Source organism: Collinsella aerofaciens (genome assembly GCF_027679495.1).
Lineage (GTDB): Bacteria > Actinomycetota > Coriobacteriia > Coriobacteriales > Coriobacteriaceae > Collinsella > Collinsella aerofaciens_AK.
The window spans coordinates 47,284-63,208 of sequence record NZ_JAQEKC010000013.1; the positions used below are offsets into that span (position 1 = coordinate 47,284).

The 15,925-nt window shown below is 60.5% G+C and carries 11 protein-coding genes; 1 reads left to right on the forward strand and 10 read right to left on the reverse strand.

Going from position 1 to position 15,925, the window contains the following annotated elements; translation table 11 throughout:
- Nucleotides 1–19: 19 nt before the first annotated feature.
- Nucleotides 20–1,471: an APC family permease gene (locus tag PGW49_RS06335; RefSeq protein ID WP_195568635.1), complete on the reverse strand. Its 1,452-nt coding sequence runs from the start codon at nucleotides 1,469–1,471 to the stop codon at nucleotides 20–22.
- Between the two features lie 355 nt (nucleotides 1,472–1,826).
- On the opposite strand from PGW49_RS06335, the gene PGW49_RS06340 reads away from it, so the two are divergent.
- The gene (locus PGW49_RS06340; protein ID WP_270225950.1) at nucleotides 1,827–2,828 is read left to right on the forward strand and encodes a C39 family peptidase; all 1,002 of its coding nucleotides are present in this window, start codon (nucleotides 1,827–1,829) and stop codon (nucleotides 2,826–2,828) included.
- A gap of 453 nt (nucleotides 2,829–3,281) precedes the next feature.
- Here PGW49_RS06340 and PGW49_RS06345 read toward each other — a convergent pair whose 3' ends face one another.
- The 9 genes from PGW49_RS06345 to PGW49_RS06385 form a co-directional block, all read right to left on the reverse strand.
- Nucleotides 3,282–4,736 (reverse strand): family 1 glycosylhydrolase, encoded by a 1,455-nt coding sequence (locus PGW49_RS06345; protein ID WP_270225951.1) that lies wholly within the window; start codon nucleotides 4,734–4,736, stop codon nucleotides 3,282–3,284.
- Between the two features lies 1 nt (nucleotide 4,737).
- Complete coding sequence (locus tag PGW49_RS06350; RefSeq protein ID WP_195361524.1) at nucleotides 4,738–6,087, reverse strand: PTS sugar transporter subunit IIC; 1,350 nt, start codon at nucleotides 6,085–6,087, stop codon at nucleotides 4,738–4,740.
- A gap of 9 nt (nucleotides 6,088–6,096) precedes the next feature.
- Nucleotides 6,097–6,390, reverse strand: a complete 294-nt coding sequence (locus PGW49_RS06355; protein WP_117648560.1) for a PTS sugar transporter subunit IIB — start codon at nucleotides 6,388–6,390, stop codon at nucleotides 6,097–6,099.
- 46 nt (nucleotides 6,391–6,436) lie between these two features.
- Nucleotides 6,437–6,763, reverse strand: a complete 327-nt coding sequence (locus tag PGW49_RS06360) for a PTS lactose/cellobiose transporter subunit IIA (RefSeq protein ID WP_117757821.1) — start codon at nucleotides 6,761–6,763, stop codon at nucleotides 6,437–6,439.
- 119 nt (nucleotides 6,764–6,882) lie between these two features.
- Nucleotides 6,883–8,778, reverse strand: a complete 1,896-nt coding sequence (locus tag PGW49_RS06365) for a BglG family transcription antiterminator (protein WP_270225953.1) — start codon at nucleotides 8,776–8,778, stop codon at nucleotides 6,883–6,885.
- A 355-nt stretch (nucleotides 8,779–9,133) separates the two neighbouring features.
- The gene (arcC, locus tag PGW49_RS06370; RefSeq protein ID WP_006235166.1) at nucleotides 9,134–10,096 is read right to left on the reverse strand and encodes a carbamate kinase; all 963 of its coding nucleotides are present in this window, start codon (nucleotides 10,094–10,096) and stop codon (nucleotides 9,134–9,136) included.
- A 655-nt stretch (nucleotides 10,097–10,751) separates the two neighbouring features.
- Nucleotides 10,752–14,291, reverse strand: coding sequence for a pyruvate:ferredoxin (flavodoxin) oxidoreductase (gene nifJ / locus PGW49_RS06375; protein ID WP_270225955.1), 3,540 nt, complete (start codon nucleotides 14,289–14,291; stop codon nucleotides 10,752–10,754).
- A gap of 480 nt (nucleotides 14,292–14,771) precedes the next feature.
- Nucleotides 14,772–15,710 (reverse strand): FHA domain-containing protein, encoded by a 939-nt coding sequence (locus PGW49_RS06380; protein ID WP_270225957.1) that lies wholly within the window; start codon nucleotides 15,708–15,710, stop codon nucleotides 14,772–14,774.
- A gap of 3 nt (nucleotides 15,711–15,713) precedes the next feature.
- Nucleotides 15,714–15,866, reverse strand: a complete 153-nt coding sequence (locus PGW49_RS06385) for a hypothetical protein (RefSeq protein ID WP_270225958.1) — start codon at nucleotides 15,864–15,866, stop codon at nucleotides 15,714–15,716.
- Nucleotides 15,867–15,925 lie beyond the last annotated feature (59 nt).

The following is a 15,925-nucleotide window of genomic DNA, read 5'->3' on the forward strand; positions in this document are numbered from 1 at the left end:
GATCCGCCCCGGCTAGGCGTTACTTTTTGCGGGAATTGGTGAAAGCCATGAGGGCCAGGCCAATAGCCAACCAGCCGATCACGATGCTCCACTCCACCATGTTGAGGGAGGCGGGAGAGAACGGAATCACGAGCAGGCCGATGATGATGGCGCAGGCAGCAATAGCGAGGGAGATGCCAAACTTGCCGCCGGGCACCTCGTAGGGACGGGGCAGGTCGGGCTCGGTGAAGCGCATGCGCAGGCAGGCGAGGGCGACCATGCCGCAGGAGAAGATGAAGGCGAGAGCCGACACGTTGGTCAGGGGGATGAGCATGTTCTTGCCCAGGAACGGACCGACGACGGTGATGACGCCCAGAACGACGCAGGCGAGCTTGGGAGCGCCGGACTTGGGGTCGACCTCGGCGAATTTCTCGGGCAGCTGGCCCTTGCGGCCCATGGCGAGCATGATGCGGCTCGTGGCGCCGTAGAAGGAGTTCATCGGGCCCATGGGTCCAAGCGTGGCGATGACAAGCATGGCCAGGTACAGGAGCATATTGATGCCCTTGAGGCAGGCAAGCGCGGGAACCGGGCTCTTAACAAACTCATGCCAGTCGAGGATAGTGCCGAACGAGTAAATGCAGACCATGTAGAAGCCGCCGGCGGCCAGCAGGGCCAGGGAGATGATCTTGCCGAACTTGTTCCAGTTAAGGCCCTCGGCTGCTTCCTCAGCCTGCTGGGGAATGGTGTCGAAACCGGCGTAGAAGAACGGGGTCAGTACCAGGACCGACACGATACCGGCGAACAGGCTGGTGCCCTCGGTGGCGGCCTTACCGCCGCCAGCGCCGGCGACCTGAGAGAACACAGGCATGGCGTTGCTCGGCGAGCCGGTGAACAGCGAGACACCCATGGCGAGCAGCATGCCGCAGAGCAGGGCCTTGGTCAGGAAGGCTTGGAGCTTGGCGGCCGAGCTGGCACCGCGGAAATTGAGGAAGATGACGTAGACTGCAAAGCCGAGCGCGATCAGCGTCGGGAACAGGTAAACGTCGGCGCCCAGGATGGTGTAGAGCTTGACGGCGCGCAGCCACTCAAGACCGGGCAGGCTACCGAACATCTCGGACACAAGGGTCGAAATGGCAATGGCCTCCCACGGGCACAGGATGCCGTTGCCCAGGGCCAAAAGCCAACCGGTGATGTAGCTCAGCGTACGGCCAAAGCTACGATCGACATACTCGACGATGCCGCCCGAGATGGGGATAGCAGCCGTGAGCTCACCGAAAACAGCTCCGACGGGCACGAGGAAGATTGCACCCAAGAGGAATGCGATCATAGCGGGAACGGGACCGCCGCCCACGACCATCCAGTCGCCGACCTGCAGAACCCAACCGGTACCGATGATGGCACCGAAACCGATGGTGAAGAAGTTCCAGAGCGAAAGCGTTTTCTTCATGCCGCCGTTATCCTCGACTGCAACTTCTGCATTCTTGTCCGCCATTGTTCCCCTCCTTTCCTTTTTGACGCCCCTTGGCGTCACCCCTTGCGCGGTCCGTTTTGCCGCGCGCTTTTATTCCATGGCTTTAAGATACGGCCTTGGCGCAGCAGCGCCGCTCGCAGCTCGACCGAAGGCAGAACTGCAAAACGAGCGGCACCGTTTTTGGGACGAACGGCGGGAGACGTCATTCGTCTTGGACGCTTTCATCTTGTCTGCTTTTGAATACCTGTTGCCGTGGCGCTTGGCGCGCGGCGCGGCAACGTTCATACCATTTGTCAGGCTTTTGGCGCACATGCCCATGTGTCGTGCATCTTTTTATGTAGGATAGACAAGTTACACATGAGGCAAGGTGATTCGAATGGCATACGGATACAATGACGGCGACCAACGGCCACAAAGCGTGCGCCTTGCCGGCCGCACCACGCCAACGCCCAGAAGCACCTCCGACAACGACAACCCGCAGCGCCCCCAAGAGCAGCCCGGGGCTTCTTCGCGGCAGCAAAGCCGTACCGTGCAGCAGTCAGACCGCGTGAGTACGAGCACATGCCAACGCCAGACCGACACATCGCAGCCACGCCGCTACGATCGCCGTACGACCGACTACTACGTTAAGCGCTCCTTTTCGCGACCTCAACGCGATCGCGGCAATTCCGCCCCTCACCCCGCGTCGCACGCCACAAGCCACGCGCTTCCAGCCCGCCGCCTACGCCTTACGCTTTGCTCCATCGCCGCCTGCCTCGTCTTTGTGTTTTTGGGATCCTGTATCTCCCACGGATCAGCCGGTCTTGAGCCCACTGCCGAGGACAGGCTGCTTAAAGCTCCCGTCGCGCCCGGTTACTCCTTTGCGTTCTCGACCCCACGCTCGCAATGGCAGGCCGGCACCATGCCCCACATCTACCAAATTGACCCCGCATGGTCGGAGCTGCCCTATGCCGGTGGCACTATTCGCGAAAACGCTTGCGGTCCTACCTGCCTCACCATGGTCTATATCTTTAAGACCGGCCATACCGATAAGACGCCGGTCGATATATGCGCACTGGCCGAAGCCGGCAACTACGCCCCCACCGGTGCCACCGAGTGGTCGTTTATGACAGGCGGTGCGTGGCAGCTGGGGCTCAACGGAACACAGCTCTATAACGATCGCGAATCTATTACCCAAGCACTTCGCTCGGGTACGCCCGTCATCGCCGCAGTGCGCCCCGGTACGTTTACCAACGTAGGCCACTACATCGTGCTCTACGGCATCGACGATGCCAACCAGATTGGCGTCTACGACCCCAACTCGGCCAGCCGCAGCGCCCGCCGCTGGGGCGTCGTAGAGGTCCTCAACGAAGTCGAAGCCATGTGGGCCTACTACTAGTCATTGGGCACTCATTGGGGACAGACTTAAATGAGTGGTCGTCGGGGACAGTCTTACGGACGCCGGCCGAGAGCAGACGAAAAGGGCCATCCCGAACTGCTTGGAACTGCCAGCACGGAAAGCGCATCCTGCTTTGGGGCCCAATAGCGGGATGCGCTTTCCGTTAGCGGCCCGTTTGGGAAACTAGGGACCGCTTTTCGACAAAAATCCGGGATGCATTTTCCGATTGAGGGCCTCAAGGGAAACCGCACCCCATGTTGGACGCTCATTCTGGGATGTGCTTTCCGCAGTTGATCGATGCGGCCTTTAAGGACTGTCCCAAGCTGCCGGCAGGAAAGGAACGTCCCCAAGTGCCGGGTTTCCGCAGCCTGCAATGCTCCTCATGAACAGCCGCCTCAATAACAAAAGCCCCCGCGGCCGAAGCGGACCGCGGGGGCAGCAGACTTGCAAGGGTTAACTCAAGTCCTCGCCATTTGATGCAATGACCTTTTGATACCAGCAGAAGCTGTCCTTTCGGTAGCGATCGAACGTGCCTTTGCCCGCATCATCGGCATCGACATAAACAAAGCCATAGCGCTTCTTCATCTGCCCCGTCGAGGCCGATACCAGATCGATACAGCCCCACGGCGTGTATCCCATCAGGTCAACACCGTCCTCGACAATTGCATCGCGCAGCGCAAGAATATGCCTGCGCAGGTAGTCGATATGATACGCATCGTGGACTTTGCCGTCTTCCAGCGCATCGAGTCCGCCCACACCGTTCTCGGCGATAAAGAGCGGAAGATGGTAACGATCGTGGTAGCCGGCAAGCGTCACGCGCAAACCCAGCGCATCGATCTGCCATTTCCAGGCAGTCTCTTTATCCTTGAGGTACGGATTGCGCAGCGTCGGGAACACGTTACCCTCCGCCTTCTCAGCGATCACCTGGTCATCGGCGCACACCAAGCGCGAGCAATAGTACGAGAACGAGATGAAGTCGACGGTATGCTCTGCCAGATACTCCGTATCGCCCGGCTCAAAGGGCACGTGAACACCCTCTTTCTCGAGTGCACGCAGCTTCCAAGCAGGATAGGCGCCCGCAGCCATCACGTCTGTGTAGAAGTAGCGGCCGCGGTCCTCCTCATACGCAAGCCATACGTCCTCGGGCGCACAACGGTACGGATAGGTCGCACCGGCAGCGACCATGCAACCCACCTTGTTTGCGGGATCGATCTTGTGCAGAATCTCGACAGCGCGAGCGCTCGCCATAAACATATGGTGCGAGAACGCCGCGGTCACGGCTGCACGGTCACGCTCATCCTCGAGCGTGACACCCGCGTTGAGATAGGACAGCGCCACGCTGTTGATCTCGTTGAACGTAAGCCAATAACGCACGAGGCCCTGGTACGCGCGTCCGACGGTCTCGACGTAGTGCGCATACCGCTCGATCATCTCTCGGCTTTGCCAGCCACCATAGCGCTCGACCAGAGCCAACGGATAGTCGTAGTGCGACAGCGTCACAAGCGGCTCGATTCCATGCTCGCGCAGCGCCTCGAATACCTGACGGTAAAACTCCAAGCCCTCGCCGTTGGGCTCGGTCTCCATCCCTGTGGGAAAAATACGGCTCCAGCAAATTGAAAGACGCAGGCACTTAAAGCCCATCTCGGCAAAGAGCTCGACATCCTCGTGCCAATGATGGAAGAAGTCGTTGCCCCAGCGGCATGGATACAGCCTGTCCGGATCGTCCACGGGCTTTTGCCTGCCAAACATTACATCCCAGCGGTCGGAACCCTGTGGGATCAGGTCGGAGTGCGACATGCCGCGGCCGCCCTCGTTCCAGCCCCCTTCGGCCTGGTTGGCGGCGAGGGCACCACCCCACAAAAAGCCCTCGGGCATACCGGCGGCAGACGTTCTGTCAAAGTAACTCATGCTACTCAGCATCCTCGGCAGAAGCTGCCGCGGCGTTCTCCTGCTCCTGAGCCAGGAGCTGGTTATCGTACACCTTAAAGAACGGGTACCAGACCACAGCCATGACCACGATCAAAACGATCGTAAACACCCAGATGCGCGGGTCGAGGCACTGGACAAAGCCCTGAACGAAGATGGGGAACGTGCCGCTCACCAAGATGTAGAAGTTAGAGACAAGACCCAGTGAGACCGCACCCCAATACAGCAGGGCCGAGATCATGCCGCCTAGCACAAACGGAATCATGAGGATCGGGTTGAAGATGATGGGCGCGCCGAAGATCGCGGGCTCGGAGATACGGAAGAAGCTCGGCACGATCGATGCCCTGCCAAATGCCTTGAGCTGCTGCGACTTTGCCCTAAACGCGCAGAGCGCCACAAAAGAGAACGTATTACCCGTGCCGCCGATGAGGTTGATGGCCAACGACATGAGCGCCGGGTGGAACTCAAGCGGCTGCCCGGCAGCATAGAGCGAGGCGTTGGCGGCAAAGGCGGCAAGCGTGACCGGGGCGGTGATGGGCATTACGATCATGTTGCCGTGGACGCCAAAGCACCAAAACAGCAGCGTCATGAAGCAGATAAGCAGTGCGCCGGGCACAGAGTCAACTGCGACGGAAAGCGGGGCAGCGAGCAGCTTCTCGATAACCGAGGGGATGGACAGCGCGGGATCGATCATCTGGATCAGCAGGTTGCCGCCAAAGAAGATGAGGATGTTGGCGAGCATAGGTACGATGGCGCCAAAGGTTTCGGACAAAAACGGCGGCACGCCATCGGGCATCTTGATGGTGATGCCCTTGGTCTGGCAGAAGCGCGTGACCTCGACGGAGACCAAGGCAACGATGATGGCGGTAAACAGGCCCTGCGCACCCAGATAGGTGCAGGGGACCGCCTGGAGCACGGACTCGTCAGCAAGCTGGTAGTAGGACGACGGCGCCGCGGCGATCAGGAACATCACCAGCGAGGTCATGCCGGCGTTAAGCTTGGGCATCTTGTAGGTGCCCGCCAGGTTATAGGCGATTGCGAACGTCACGATCACCGACAGTATGCCCATCGTCATGTTGAAGGGAATGAGGAGCGTGAGCTTATTGGCCGTGGCAAAATCGAGCCAAGGGCCAAAGACGGACCAGAACCCGCCCTGCGCCACCAGGTCGGCCGTGACCGGCGGGTTGGCGAGGATCATAAAGACGGCAGATACCAAGATGAAGCTGATCGCGCTCATAAAGCCCTTTTGCATGGAGGCAAAGTGGCGCTCGGTGCCGCAGAAATTGGCGATAGGGGTCAGTTTTTCCTGAAGCAGGGTCATGAACTTCTCCATGGTTGCCTCCTAACCCAACAGCGACTGGGCGAGTGCCAGCACGTTGGCGGCGTTGCCCATGCCGTAGTCCTGTGCGGGGATGACCGCGGTCGGCTTACCGCTCCCCTGCTTGACGGTGTTGAGCTGGTAGGACACCTGCGGCCCCAAGAGCAGCACGTCATAATTGGCGCACGTCTCCTGATACTCGCCGATACCCACCGCATCGATATCGAGCTCGATGCCGTTTTGCTCCGCATATTTCTCGAGTTTCTTCATCAGAATGCTTGTAGACAGACCAGCTGCGCAAACAAGAAGGATCTTCATAAGGGATTCCCTTCGCATTGATTGGTTGGATAGTCACCGCACGCCGCTAGGCGTTCTTGGTTGCAGTGCGCTCATACAGGCAGATCAGCTCCTGCACGAGCTCCTGAGCAAGCATGGAGCACATGAGGTGGTCCTGAGCATGGACCAGCAACACATCCACCGACAGATGCTCGCCCGCTGCCTCAGTCGAAAGCAGCTGCGTTTGGATGTGGTGAGCCTTGATTCCCGCATCCTTTGACTGCTTCATGAGTTTGGCGGCGGCGTCAAAATCCCCCGCCTTTGCCTTTTCAAGGGCTTCGAAGGCAAGGCTGCGTGCCTCTCCCGCTGCAGCGACCAGCTGAAACGAAACCATCTCGGTTCCCTGATCGTCCATAACGGTCTCCTCTCCCGTGATGTTTGGTTTGTACTTGAATATTCGAAACGCCTATCTCCCGCCCGCAATCCTCGAGGTTTATTGCAGGTAGACTGACAGGGTCATCGACAAAAGAAGTCTTAAGCCGTATGCGCTTGCACAAGCGCCATCAGCTCATGCCAGGACCGGCGCTCGCGTAGGCGCTCGACCCCCTGGCGGTCCATAAAGATCTCGGCGAGCAGTGAGCTCAAGATCCGCGCCTCATCGCCGCCCGACCGGGCAAACGACACCATAAAGACGATATCGACCTCATGGCCGTATTCGTCCCAAAGAATGGGATGTTCGAGCAGGCCCACGGTAACAAAGGCCTCGGCGCTCAAGGGATGCATCCCATGGGGCATGGCTACCCCATTGCCAAACGAGGTGGCGCTCGCGCTCTCGCGCTCGGCGACCTCTTGGGCAAACTGGGCATCGACACGGCCGCTCTCGACGGCGCGCTCGGAGAGATATCGGAGAACGGCCTGCTTCGACGACGCCTCAACGCGGTTGAAGAACAGGGCACGGCTAAAGAAAGAGCTCACGGAGTCCGATTGCGCAGTGTCGTCGCTCAGCACCTTGCGGATAGCGCTGACATCGCTCGTCTCCAAGAAGAAATCGGCCTCGCGGACGGGCACGGGCAACTTGACGTTGAGCGGCACCGTTGTGAACACGTAGTCGATATGCGAAAAATCGAACGTTCCCACGCGGGCGACATCGCATGTCTCAATCGAATCGATATACATGCCAAACTGCTTGCGGTACTGGTGCTCGAGCATACGGGCGCTTCCCGCTCCCGAGGCGCACACGATCAGGATGCGTTTGCGACGCGGCTGGTCGGCTTGCTGCTCGAGGGCCAGGGCAAATGCCATGGCGATGTAGCCGAGCTCTTCATCAGAGGGCTGGCTGCCAAAATGACGCTCGAGTACCTGCGAGGTGCCAGCTGCCATCGAATAGGCCAACGGAAACCTCGTCTTGATATCGGACAGCATGGGGTTATCCATATGCATGTGATATTCAAGGCGATAGCCCAGAGGGCCGATATGCCGAGCAAGGTTCATGCGAAGTTCAAGATCGCCGCTAAAGTCAAACCTAAACTCATCGTTGACCGCACGTACCATCTCGGAAGCAATCTCCCACATCTCGTCCGAGATAACGGCAGAGCCCTTCTCGGGCACGCCCGTGCCCCTGCCGAGCAAATGGATTGCGATAAAGGCAACCTCTTCTCGGGGCATGCTCACGCCCAGGGCATCCTTGATGTTTGCGGCAATCTGGAAAGCCGCGGCGTATTCGCGCGTTCCCTCCAGTTTTTGAACGTCCGATTCTGCAGCTGGGACATAGCAGCCCTGCTCGATGCGGCCAAGAGCAATGTAAAGATGCATGATGAGATTGCGGGATGCCAGCGAGCTCACCGTGACGGGCGAGGCCGTCAGAGCATCGTCCACACATGCGGCGATGGCCCGCAGGCGCTCGGCGAGCTTTGCATCGTCGGTGTCGGGCAACACGGGCCTCACCAGCGAGGCCAGGCACAGGCGCCGCTGCGACTCCCCGCCCGCAACGCGGATTCCGTAGCGTGGGCGCTTTTCGAGCGTTAAGTCAAATTGGGCGAGTTTCTGCTCTACCAGACGCATGTCATTGGACAGAGTTCGCGCCGAAACGTAGAGTAAATCCGCATACTCCTCAATCGTCACCCACTGGGACCGCATGAGGAGGTCGTTAAGAAGGAAGGACACACGGCCGTCGCGCGTATCAGGAATGCCCGGATGGGCCAGAGCCGCACCGTCTAGCAAGCGAGCAAGCTCATCTGCACGTGCAACATCGATACGATACTGCCCCTTGCTGCCAACGATGCGTGCAACCCCTGCAAGGTTGTCGTTTGCGCGATGGATATAGTTTCTCACGGCGCGCTCGCTTACCTCGAGACGCTTGGCAAGTACCGCGACAGCGACAGGCTGAGCGTCCTCGATCATATTTACAAGCTGCTTGACGCGAGCATCCATGTCCTCCTCCTTTCCCTGCGTCTAGTCTAACGCGGTAAAGAATGACACTCCACGTCGCGCTCGTTCCGCCAACTCGGAACAGGTTGCGGGGAGTCCAGCCGAACTTATAGGGAGCACGGAGAAAGGGCCCGAAAGCCATGTGCCGGTGTGAGATGCGCTTTCCGCAGTCATTGGGGACAGACTTAAATGAGTAGTCGTTGTGGACGTTCTTGTTTGACTAGTCGTTTAAGAACGTCCCCAATGACTAGGTGAATAGCAAAAGCCCCGCAGTCGGAGCGGACCGCGGGGCTCATGAGGAGAGGCTAGTTTGTGGGCGCTTTGCCTGGCGCCCACGGGAGAGGCAACGGAGTAGAGACTACTCGTGGATGCGGGTACCGGAGAGGCCGGCCATGGTCTCGGCAGCCTTGTCCAGAGCGCCGATGATGCAGGTGCGGCCCTTGCGGGAACGGGCGAACTTGATGGCAGCGCGGACCTTGGGCTCCATCGAACCCTTGCCGAACTGACCCTCGTCGGCCAGGCGCTCGGCCTCGTCGGCGGTGAGGTCCTCGAGCTCCTCCTGGTTGGGCTTGCCAAAGTTGATGGCGACATGCTCAACGGCGGTCAGCAGGAACAGAACGTCGGCGTCGCAGTCCTCGGCCAGCAGCTCGCCGCCCAGGTCCTTGTCGATGACGGCGGGAACGCCCTTGTAGCAGCCCTTGTTCTCGTAGTCGCGGACGACGGGGATGCCGCCGCCACCGCAGGCGATGACGATGAACTCGTTGTCGAGCAGGTTGAGGATGGAGTCAGCCTCGACGATCTTCTTGGGATCGGGGGAGGCGACGACGCGACGCCAGCCGCGGCCGGAGTCCTCGACGAAGACCTTGGAGGGATCCTCGGCCATGAACTCCTTGGCCTGCTCCTCGGTGTAGAAGGGGCCAATCGGCTTGGTCGGGTTCTTGAACGCGGGATCATCCGGGTCGCACTCGATCTGGGTGACGACGGTGGCGGCGTGCCAGCGCTTGTAGCGCTTGTGCATCTCGCGGCCGATGCCCTGCTGCAGGTGATAACCGATGTAGCCCTGGGACATGGCGCCGCACTCGGGCAGCGGCATCTCGGGGGTGCCGATGGCATCGTGGGCGGCGGCGAAGGCGTTCTGGATCATACCGACCTGCGGGCCGTTGCCGTGGGTGATGATGATCTCGTTGCCCTGCTCGATGAGGCCGAGGAGCGCGTGGGCGGTGTTGCTCACGGCCTCGATCTGCTCGACGGGATTGTTGCCGAGGGCGTTGCCGCCGAGGGCGACGACAATACGATCGGGCTTGCCAAGAGGCTTAGACATTGCTGGAATCCTTTCTGTAAAAGGCCTACAACCCATTAATAACCCGCGTCCGTGCGATACGCGAGTTTATTAAGGTTTATATTCTCTTTATCGCTCATTTTATTCATTTTGAAAATAGCGGAACGGTGAACGGTCGTTTTTATCCGCTCAGCGTACAGAACCCCAGCTCAGGCATATCTACGCCATTTACGTGCAACTTTATTTAAATGCAGCGAGGATTATGTCGGATTATGCAAACTACATCTCTGCTAAACACAAAACGGACAGCGTAAAATCTTACTCGCACTATACGAGATTCTATGCACTTATAAGTCGAGTATGCACCCCTGCAAAAACAAGGGGCTTTTCATCCAGCAAAAGGAATAAAGAAGCGCTCCGAAAAGGCGGCAACAGCCAAGTCCCCCATCCATCCCCAAAGTGGCGCGAGGTTTCGCGGCAAAGCCGCGAAACAGCGAAAGGAACGGGATACCCGGCCAACTACGTCCTTCATCCGCCCACACAATCCGAGGACATAGTCGTAGCAGGATCTGAGGGCTGACCTTCGCGGACACTCCGCAGGACGAAAGAACCCCCGCCGCACGTTGTGCGCAGCGGGGGTTCTTTCATGTCCGAGGACGTCCGCGAAGGTTAGCCCTCAGATCCTGCGGTGGGAGACCTAGGCCTCGTTGTACACCGTCTTGAGCTTCAGCAGGTGAGCGTAGCGGTCCATGGCGGCCTGCTCGTTCTCCTTGAAGAGCTCCTCGGCGCGCTCGGGGAAGGAACGCGTCAGCGAAGCGTAACGGGCCTCGTTCATCAGGAACTCCTGATAACCGCCCGCGGGCTCCTTGGAATCGAGCGAGAACTTCTTGCCGGCAGCAGCCTCGGGGTTGAAGCGGAAGAGGTTCCAGTAACCGCACTCGACAGCCTTCTTCATCTCGGCCTGGCAGTTCTGCATGCCGCCCTTCTTGATGGAGTGCATCTCGCAGGGGCTGTAGCCGATGATGAGGGACGGACCGTCGTAGGCCTCGGCCTCGTGGATGGCCTTGAGGGTCTGAGCCGGGTTGGCGCCCATGGCGACCTGCGCCACGTAAACGTAGCCGTAGCTCATGGCAATCTCGGCCAGGGACTTCTTCTTGGTCACCTTACCGGCAGCGGCGAACTGAGCGACCTGGCCCAGGTTCGAGGCCTTGGAGGCCTGACCACCGGTGTTGGAGTAGACCTCGGTGTCGAAGACGAAGACGTTGACATTGTGGCCGGAAGCCAGAACGTGGTCCAGGCCACCGAAGCCGATGTCGTAGGCCCAACCGTCGCCGCCGAAGATCCAGAAGGACTTCTTGGTGAGGTAAGCCTTGTCGGCAAGGATCGCCTTGGAGGCGTCGCAGCCGCACTTCTCGAGCTCGGCAACGTAGGCGGCGGCAGCGGTCTTGGAAGCCTCGACATCGTTGACGGAGTCGAGCCAAGCCTGGCCGGCGGCCTTGAGCTCATCGGACGGACCGTCAGCGGCGATGATCTCCTGCGTAGCAGCGATCAGCTTCTTCTGAACGGCCTCATAGCCAACGGCCATGCCCAGACCGTGCTCGGCATTGTCCTCGAACAGGGAGTTGTTCCATGCCGGACCGTGACCGTCCTTGTCCTTGCAGTAAGGAGCGGTGGCAGCGGGGTTGCCCCAAATGGAGGAGCAGCCGGTGGCGTTGGAAATGAACATACGGTCGCCGGCGACCTGGGTCACCAGACGTGCATAGGCGGTCTCGGCGCAGCCGGCGCAGGAGCCGGAGAACTCCAGGTAGGGCTGCTTAAACTGGCTGCCCTTGACGTTGGCCGCGATGAGCTCCTTCTTCTCGGAGACGTTCTCGACCATGTAGTCCCAAACGGGCTGCTGGTCCATCTCCTGCTCGGTGGGAACCATCTCGAGGGCGCCCTTGGGGCAGACCTTGACGCAGTTGGTGCAGCCCATGCAGTCGAGCGGGGACACAGCCATGGTGAACTTCATGCCCTTGGCCTTGGGGCCCATAGCGTCGAGCGTGCGGGTAGCCTCGGGCGCGGCGGCAGCCTCGTCCTCGGTCATCGCGAACGGACGGATAGTGGCATGCGGGCACACATAGGCGCACTGGTTGCACTGGATGCACTTGGTCTCGTCCCAGTGAGGAACGACCACGGCGACGCCGCGCTTCTCGTATGCGGAGGCACCCAGCTCAAACTGGCCGTCGGCGCAATCGACAAAGGCGGAAACGGGCAGGCTGTCGCCATCCATGCGATCGATGGGCTCGAGCAGGTTCTTGACCTGCTGGGCGATGGCGGACTTGGTCTCCTCGGAGAGCTCGACGGGGGCGGCATCCTCGGCAGTTGCCCAGTCGGCCGGAACCTCGAACTTGCGGAAGGCGGTAGCGCCGGCATCGATAGCCTTGTGGTTGGCGTCGACGATGGCCTGGCCCTTCTTCATGTAGGACTTGGTGGCCGCGTCCTTCATGTACTGCAGGGCGTCCTCGGCGGGCAGGACCTTGGCCAGTGCGAAGAAGGCGGACTGGAGCACCGTGTTGGTGCGCTTGCCCATGCCGACCTTTGCAGCCAGATCGATAGCGTCGATCAGGTAGACGTTGACGTTGTTGTTCGCGATGTAGCGCTTGGCCACGGCGGGCATGTGCTCGGCGAACTCCTCGTCGCTCCACTGGCAGTTGACCAGGAAGGTGCCGCCCGGCTTGACGTCGCGGACCATCTTGAAGCCCTTGACGATGTAGCTGGGGTTGTGGCAAGCGACAAAGTCGGCCTTGGTCACGTAGTACGGCGAACGGATCGGAGAATCACCAAAGCGCAGGTGCGAGACGGTGACGCCGCCGGTCTTCTTGGAGTCGTACTGGAAGTAGGCCTGAACGTACTTGTCGGTGTGGTCGCCGATGATCTTGATCGAGTTCTTGTTGGCGCCGACGGTACCGTCGCCACCCAGACCCCAGAACTTGCACTCGATGGTGCCGGGGGCTGCGGTGTTGGGCGCATCCTCGACCTCGGGCAGGCTCAGGTTGGTCACGTCATCGACAATGCCGATGGTGAACTCGCGCTTGGGCTCGTCCTTCTTAAGCTCCTCGAAGACAGCAAACGCGGACGCGGGAGGCGTGTCCTTGCTGCCCAGGCCGTAACGGCCGCCGACGACCTTGATGCCCGTCTTGCCGGCCTCGTAGAGAGCGGAGACGACGTCCTGGTAGAGCGGCTCGCCGATGGAACCCGGCTCCTTGGTGCGGTCCATGACGGCGATCTTCTGGACGGTCTCGGGGAGAACGTCGACGAAGTGCTTGATGGAGAACGGACGGAACAGGCGAACCTTGACCAGGCCGACCTTCTCGCCGTGAGCGTTGAGGTAGTCGATGACTTCCTCGAGCACGTCGCAGAAGGAGCCCATGCACACGACGACGCGATCGGCATCGGGAGCGCCGTAGTAGTTGAACAGGCCGTAATCGGTGCCGAGCTTCTCGTTGATCTTCTTCATGTAGCCCTCGACGACGGCAGGGAGCTCGTCGTAGACCTTGTTGCAGGCCTCGCGGTTCTGGAAGAAGATGTCGCCGTTCTCGTGGCTGCCGCGGGTGTGCGGGTGCTCAGGGTTGAGAGCGTGGTCGCGGAAAGCCTGGACGGCGTCCATGTCGCACATCTCGGCAAGATCCTTGTAGTCCCACATGGCGACCTTCTGGATCTCGTGGCTGGTGCGGAAGCCGTCGAAGAAGTTAAGGAACGGGGTCTTACCCTCGATGGCGGCAAGGTGAGCCACCGGCGAGAGGTCCATGACCTCCTGGACGTTGCCCTCGGCAAGCATGGCGAAACCGGTCTGGCGGCAGGCCATGACGTCGGAGTGATCGCCAAAGATGTTCAGGGCGTGGGAAGCGACGCAACGCGCGGAGACGTGGAAAACGCCCGGGAGCTGCTCGCCCGCGATCTTGTACATGTTCGGGATCATCAGGAGCAGGCCCTGAGAAGCCGTGTAGGTGGTGGTCAGAGCACCGGCGCCCAGCGAACCGTGAACGGTACCGGCTGCACCTGCCTCGGACTCCATCTCGACGACCTTGACCGGGGTGCCAAAGATGTTCTTGCGACCCTGGGCCGCCCACTGGTCGACATGGTCGGCCATCGGGCTGGACGGCGTAATGGGATAAATTCCCGCTACCTCGGTGTACGCATACGAAACATATGCGGCCGCCTCGTTGCCGTCCATAGACTTAAACTTACGCGCCATATACCCCTCTCCTCTCATATAGGTATACAGGCCCCGGCGATTGCCAGGATGTTGGCGTGATGGGATTTTCGCTGTTGCTTCCAATCATCCGGCAGGCAGACTGAGCAGCAGGTACATGGCATGGAGAGAAGGCGTTCCAAGGCGAGGGGCGATTAATGCGCTCCACAGGCCCAGCTACCCGTCTTGCACATGGCCGAGCGCCGCAAAGGCCGCATGCCGGACGCTCCCGGGCACGCCCCGGCGATGGGAAGCGCCCGCAACGGAAATCCGCATGCGGGCTTATTGTACCCCGCCGCCAAGCCATATTTCGGCAAATATAGGTGGGCGGTAAAGGTTTACCTCGGGTGACTATCACACGGCCGATGCCAGCGAACGCAATCCCCCGGGGACCACGCAGCAGTTGCGGTGGAATAGTTCTTGGATGCCCGCCTCAAGGGCCCCATCGGGAACTATTTCACCGCAACTTATTTAGGAGATGAGTTAGAGAGCGCCGAGGAGGATGGCGTAGGTGGTGGATTCGCCGAGCCTGAGCTCGTCACCGGGGTTGAGCTGAGCGGAGCGGCCGGGCTCGACCTGGGTGCAGACGTTCGTCGCGCCGTTTACCACCACGGTTCCGTTGGTGGACGACAGGTCCTCGACGTACCAGGTATTTTGGCCATCGCACCACACGTGGGCATGGCGAGCCGAAACGTCATCGCCCACATCGGTGATATCGCCTTCCCCCGTCGCCAGCGCACCGATCTCCACGCCCTGCTCACTCGGCTGAATCCAGCGCGGAGCGCTCACCACGTAGCCGTTTTGCACGCGAAGCAGGCCCAGCGGATGCGCCGGCGCCGCCTCGTGATCGCCCGTGACCGTCGAGGTGCTCAGCGAGCGCGGCGTCGACGTGGCGCCGCCACAGGTCGCATGAGCGTAGTCGATGGCATAGGTCACCGACGAACGGACATCTGCCGAGCAACCCACGGCGACAAACAGCACCAGGATGGCCTCGGCGCGCTCGGCGGGCATGAGTTCAGCCGCCTGCGACAGGCGCTCGAGCGCATTGCGATAGAGATTCGTGTCCTGGTGGCATTCCTCGAGTGCCCGCACCATGGGCTCGCCAGCGGGGCCGCACACCATATTGGTCACGGCCGCGGCGTCCATGGGGTTGCGACGGCGCAGGGCCAGCTGCGACATAATGCGCGCGGCCGAGGTGCCGTAATCGGCAAAATAGCGCTCCTGCAGCGTGCCGACCGGAGCGCGCACGATAAAGCGCGAGACCCAGGAGCGATCAGCGGCGCGGCCCTGGGGGCTGCGGCCATCGGCCAGCGGACGGCTCGAAAGCACCATGCCACATAGCTCGATATGGCTCAGGTGCGCTGCGCGTTTAAAGATGTCGAACATGGCTCCGCACGGGGTGAGCTTGATTTGAGATGCCATGGCCTAGACCTCCTTGGTCGTTGAACTCGTATCGGACGACGTCTCGGTCGTCCCGACAAAGGCGCGAACCGCCGCGGCACCACCGGCAAGCGGCGTCACCGTCTGGGTTTTTGCGCGCCGCGGCGCCGCGACGGGAAGCTCAAAGGCAAAACCCATCGACAGACACTATGACCCAATCCGAGGGCACTAAAAAGATAGGAGCCCCCGCTCGTGGC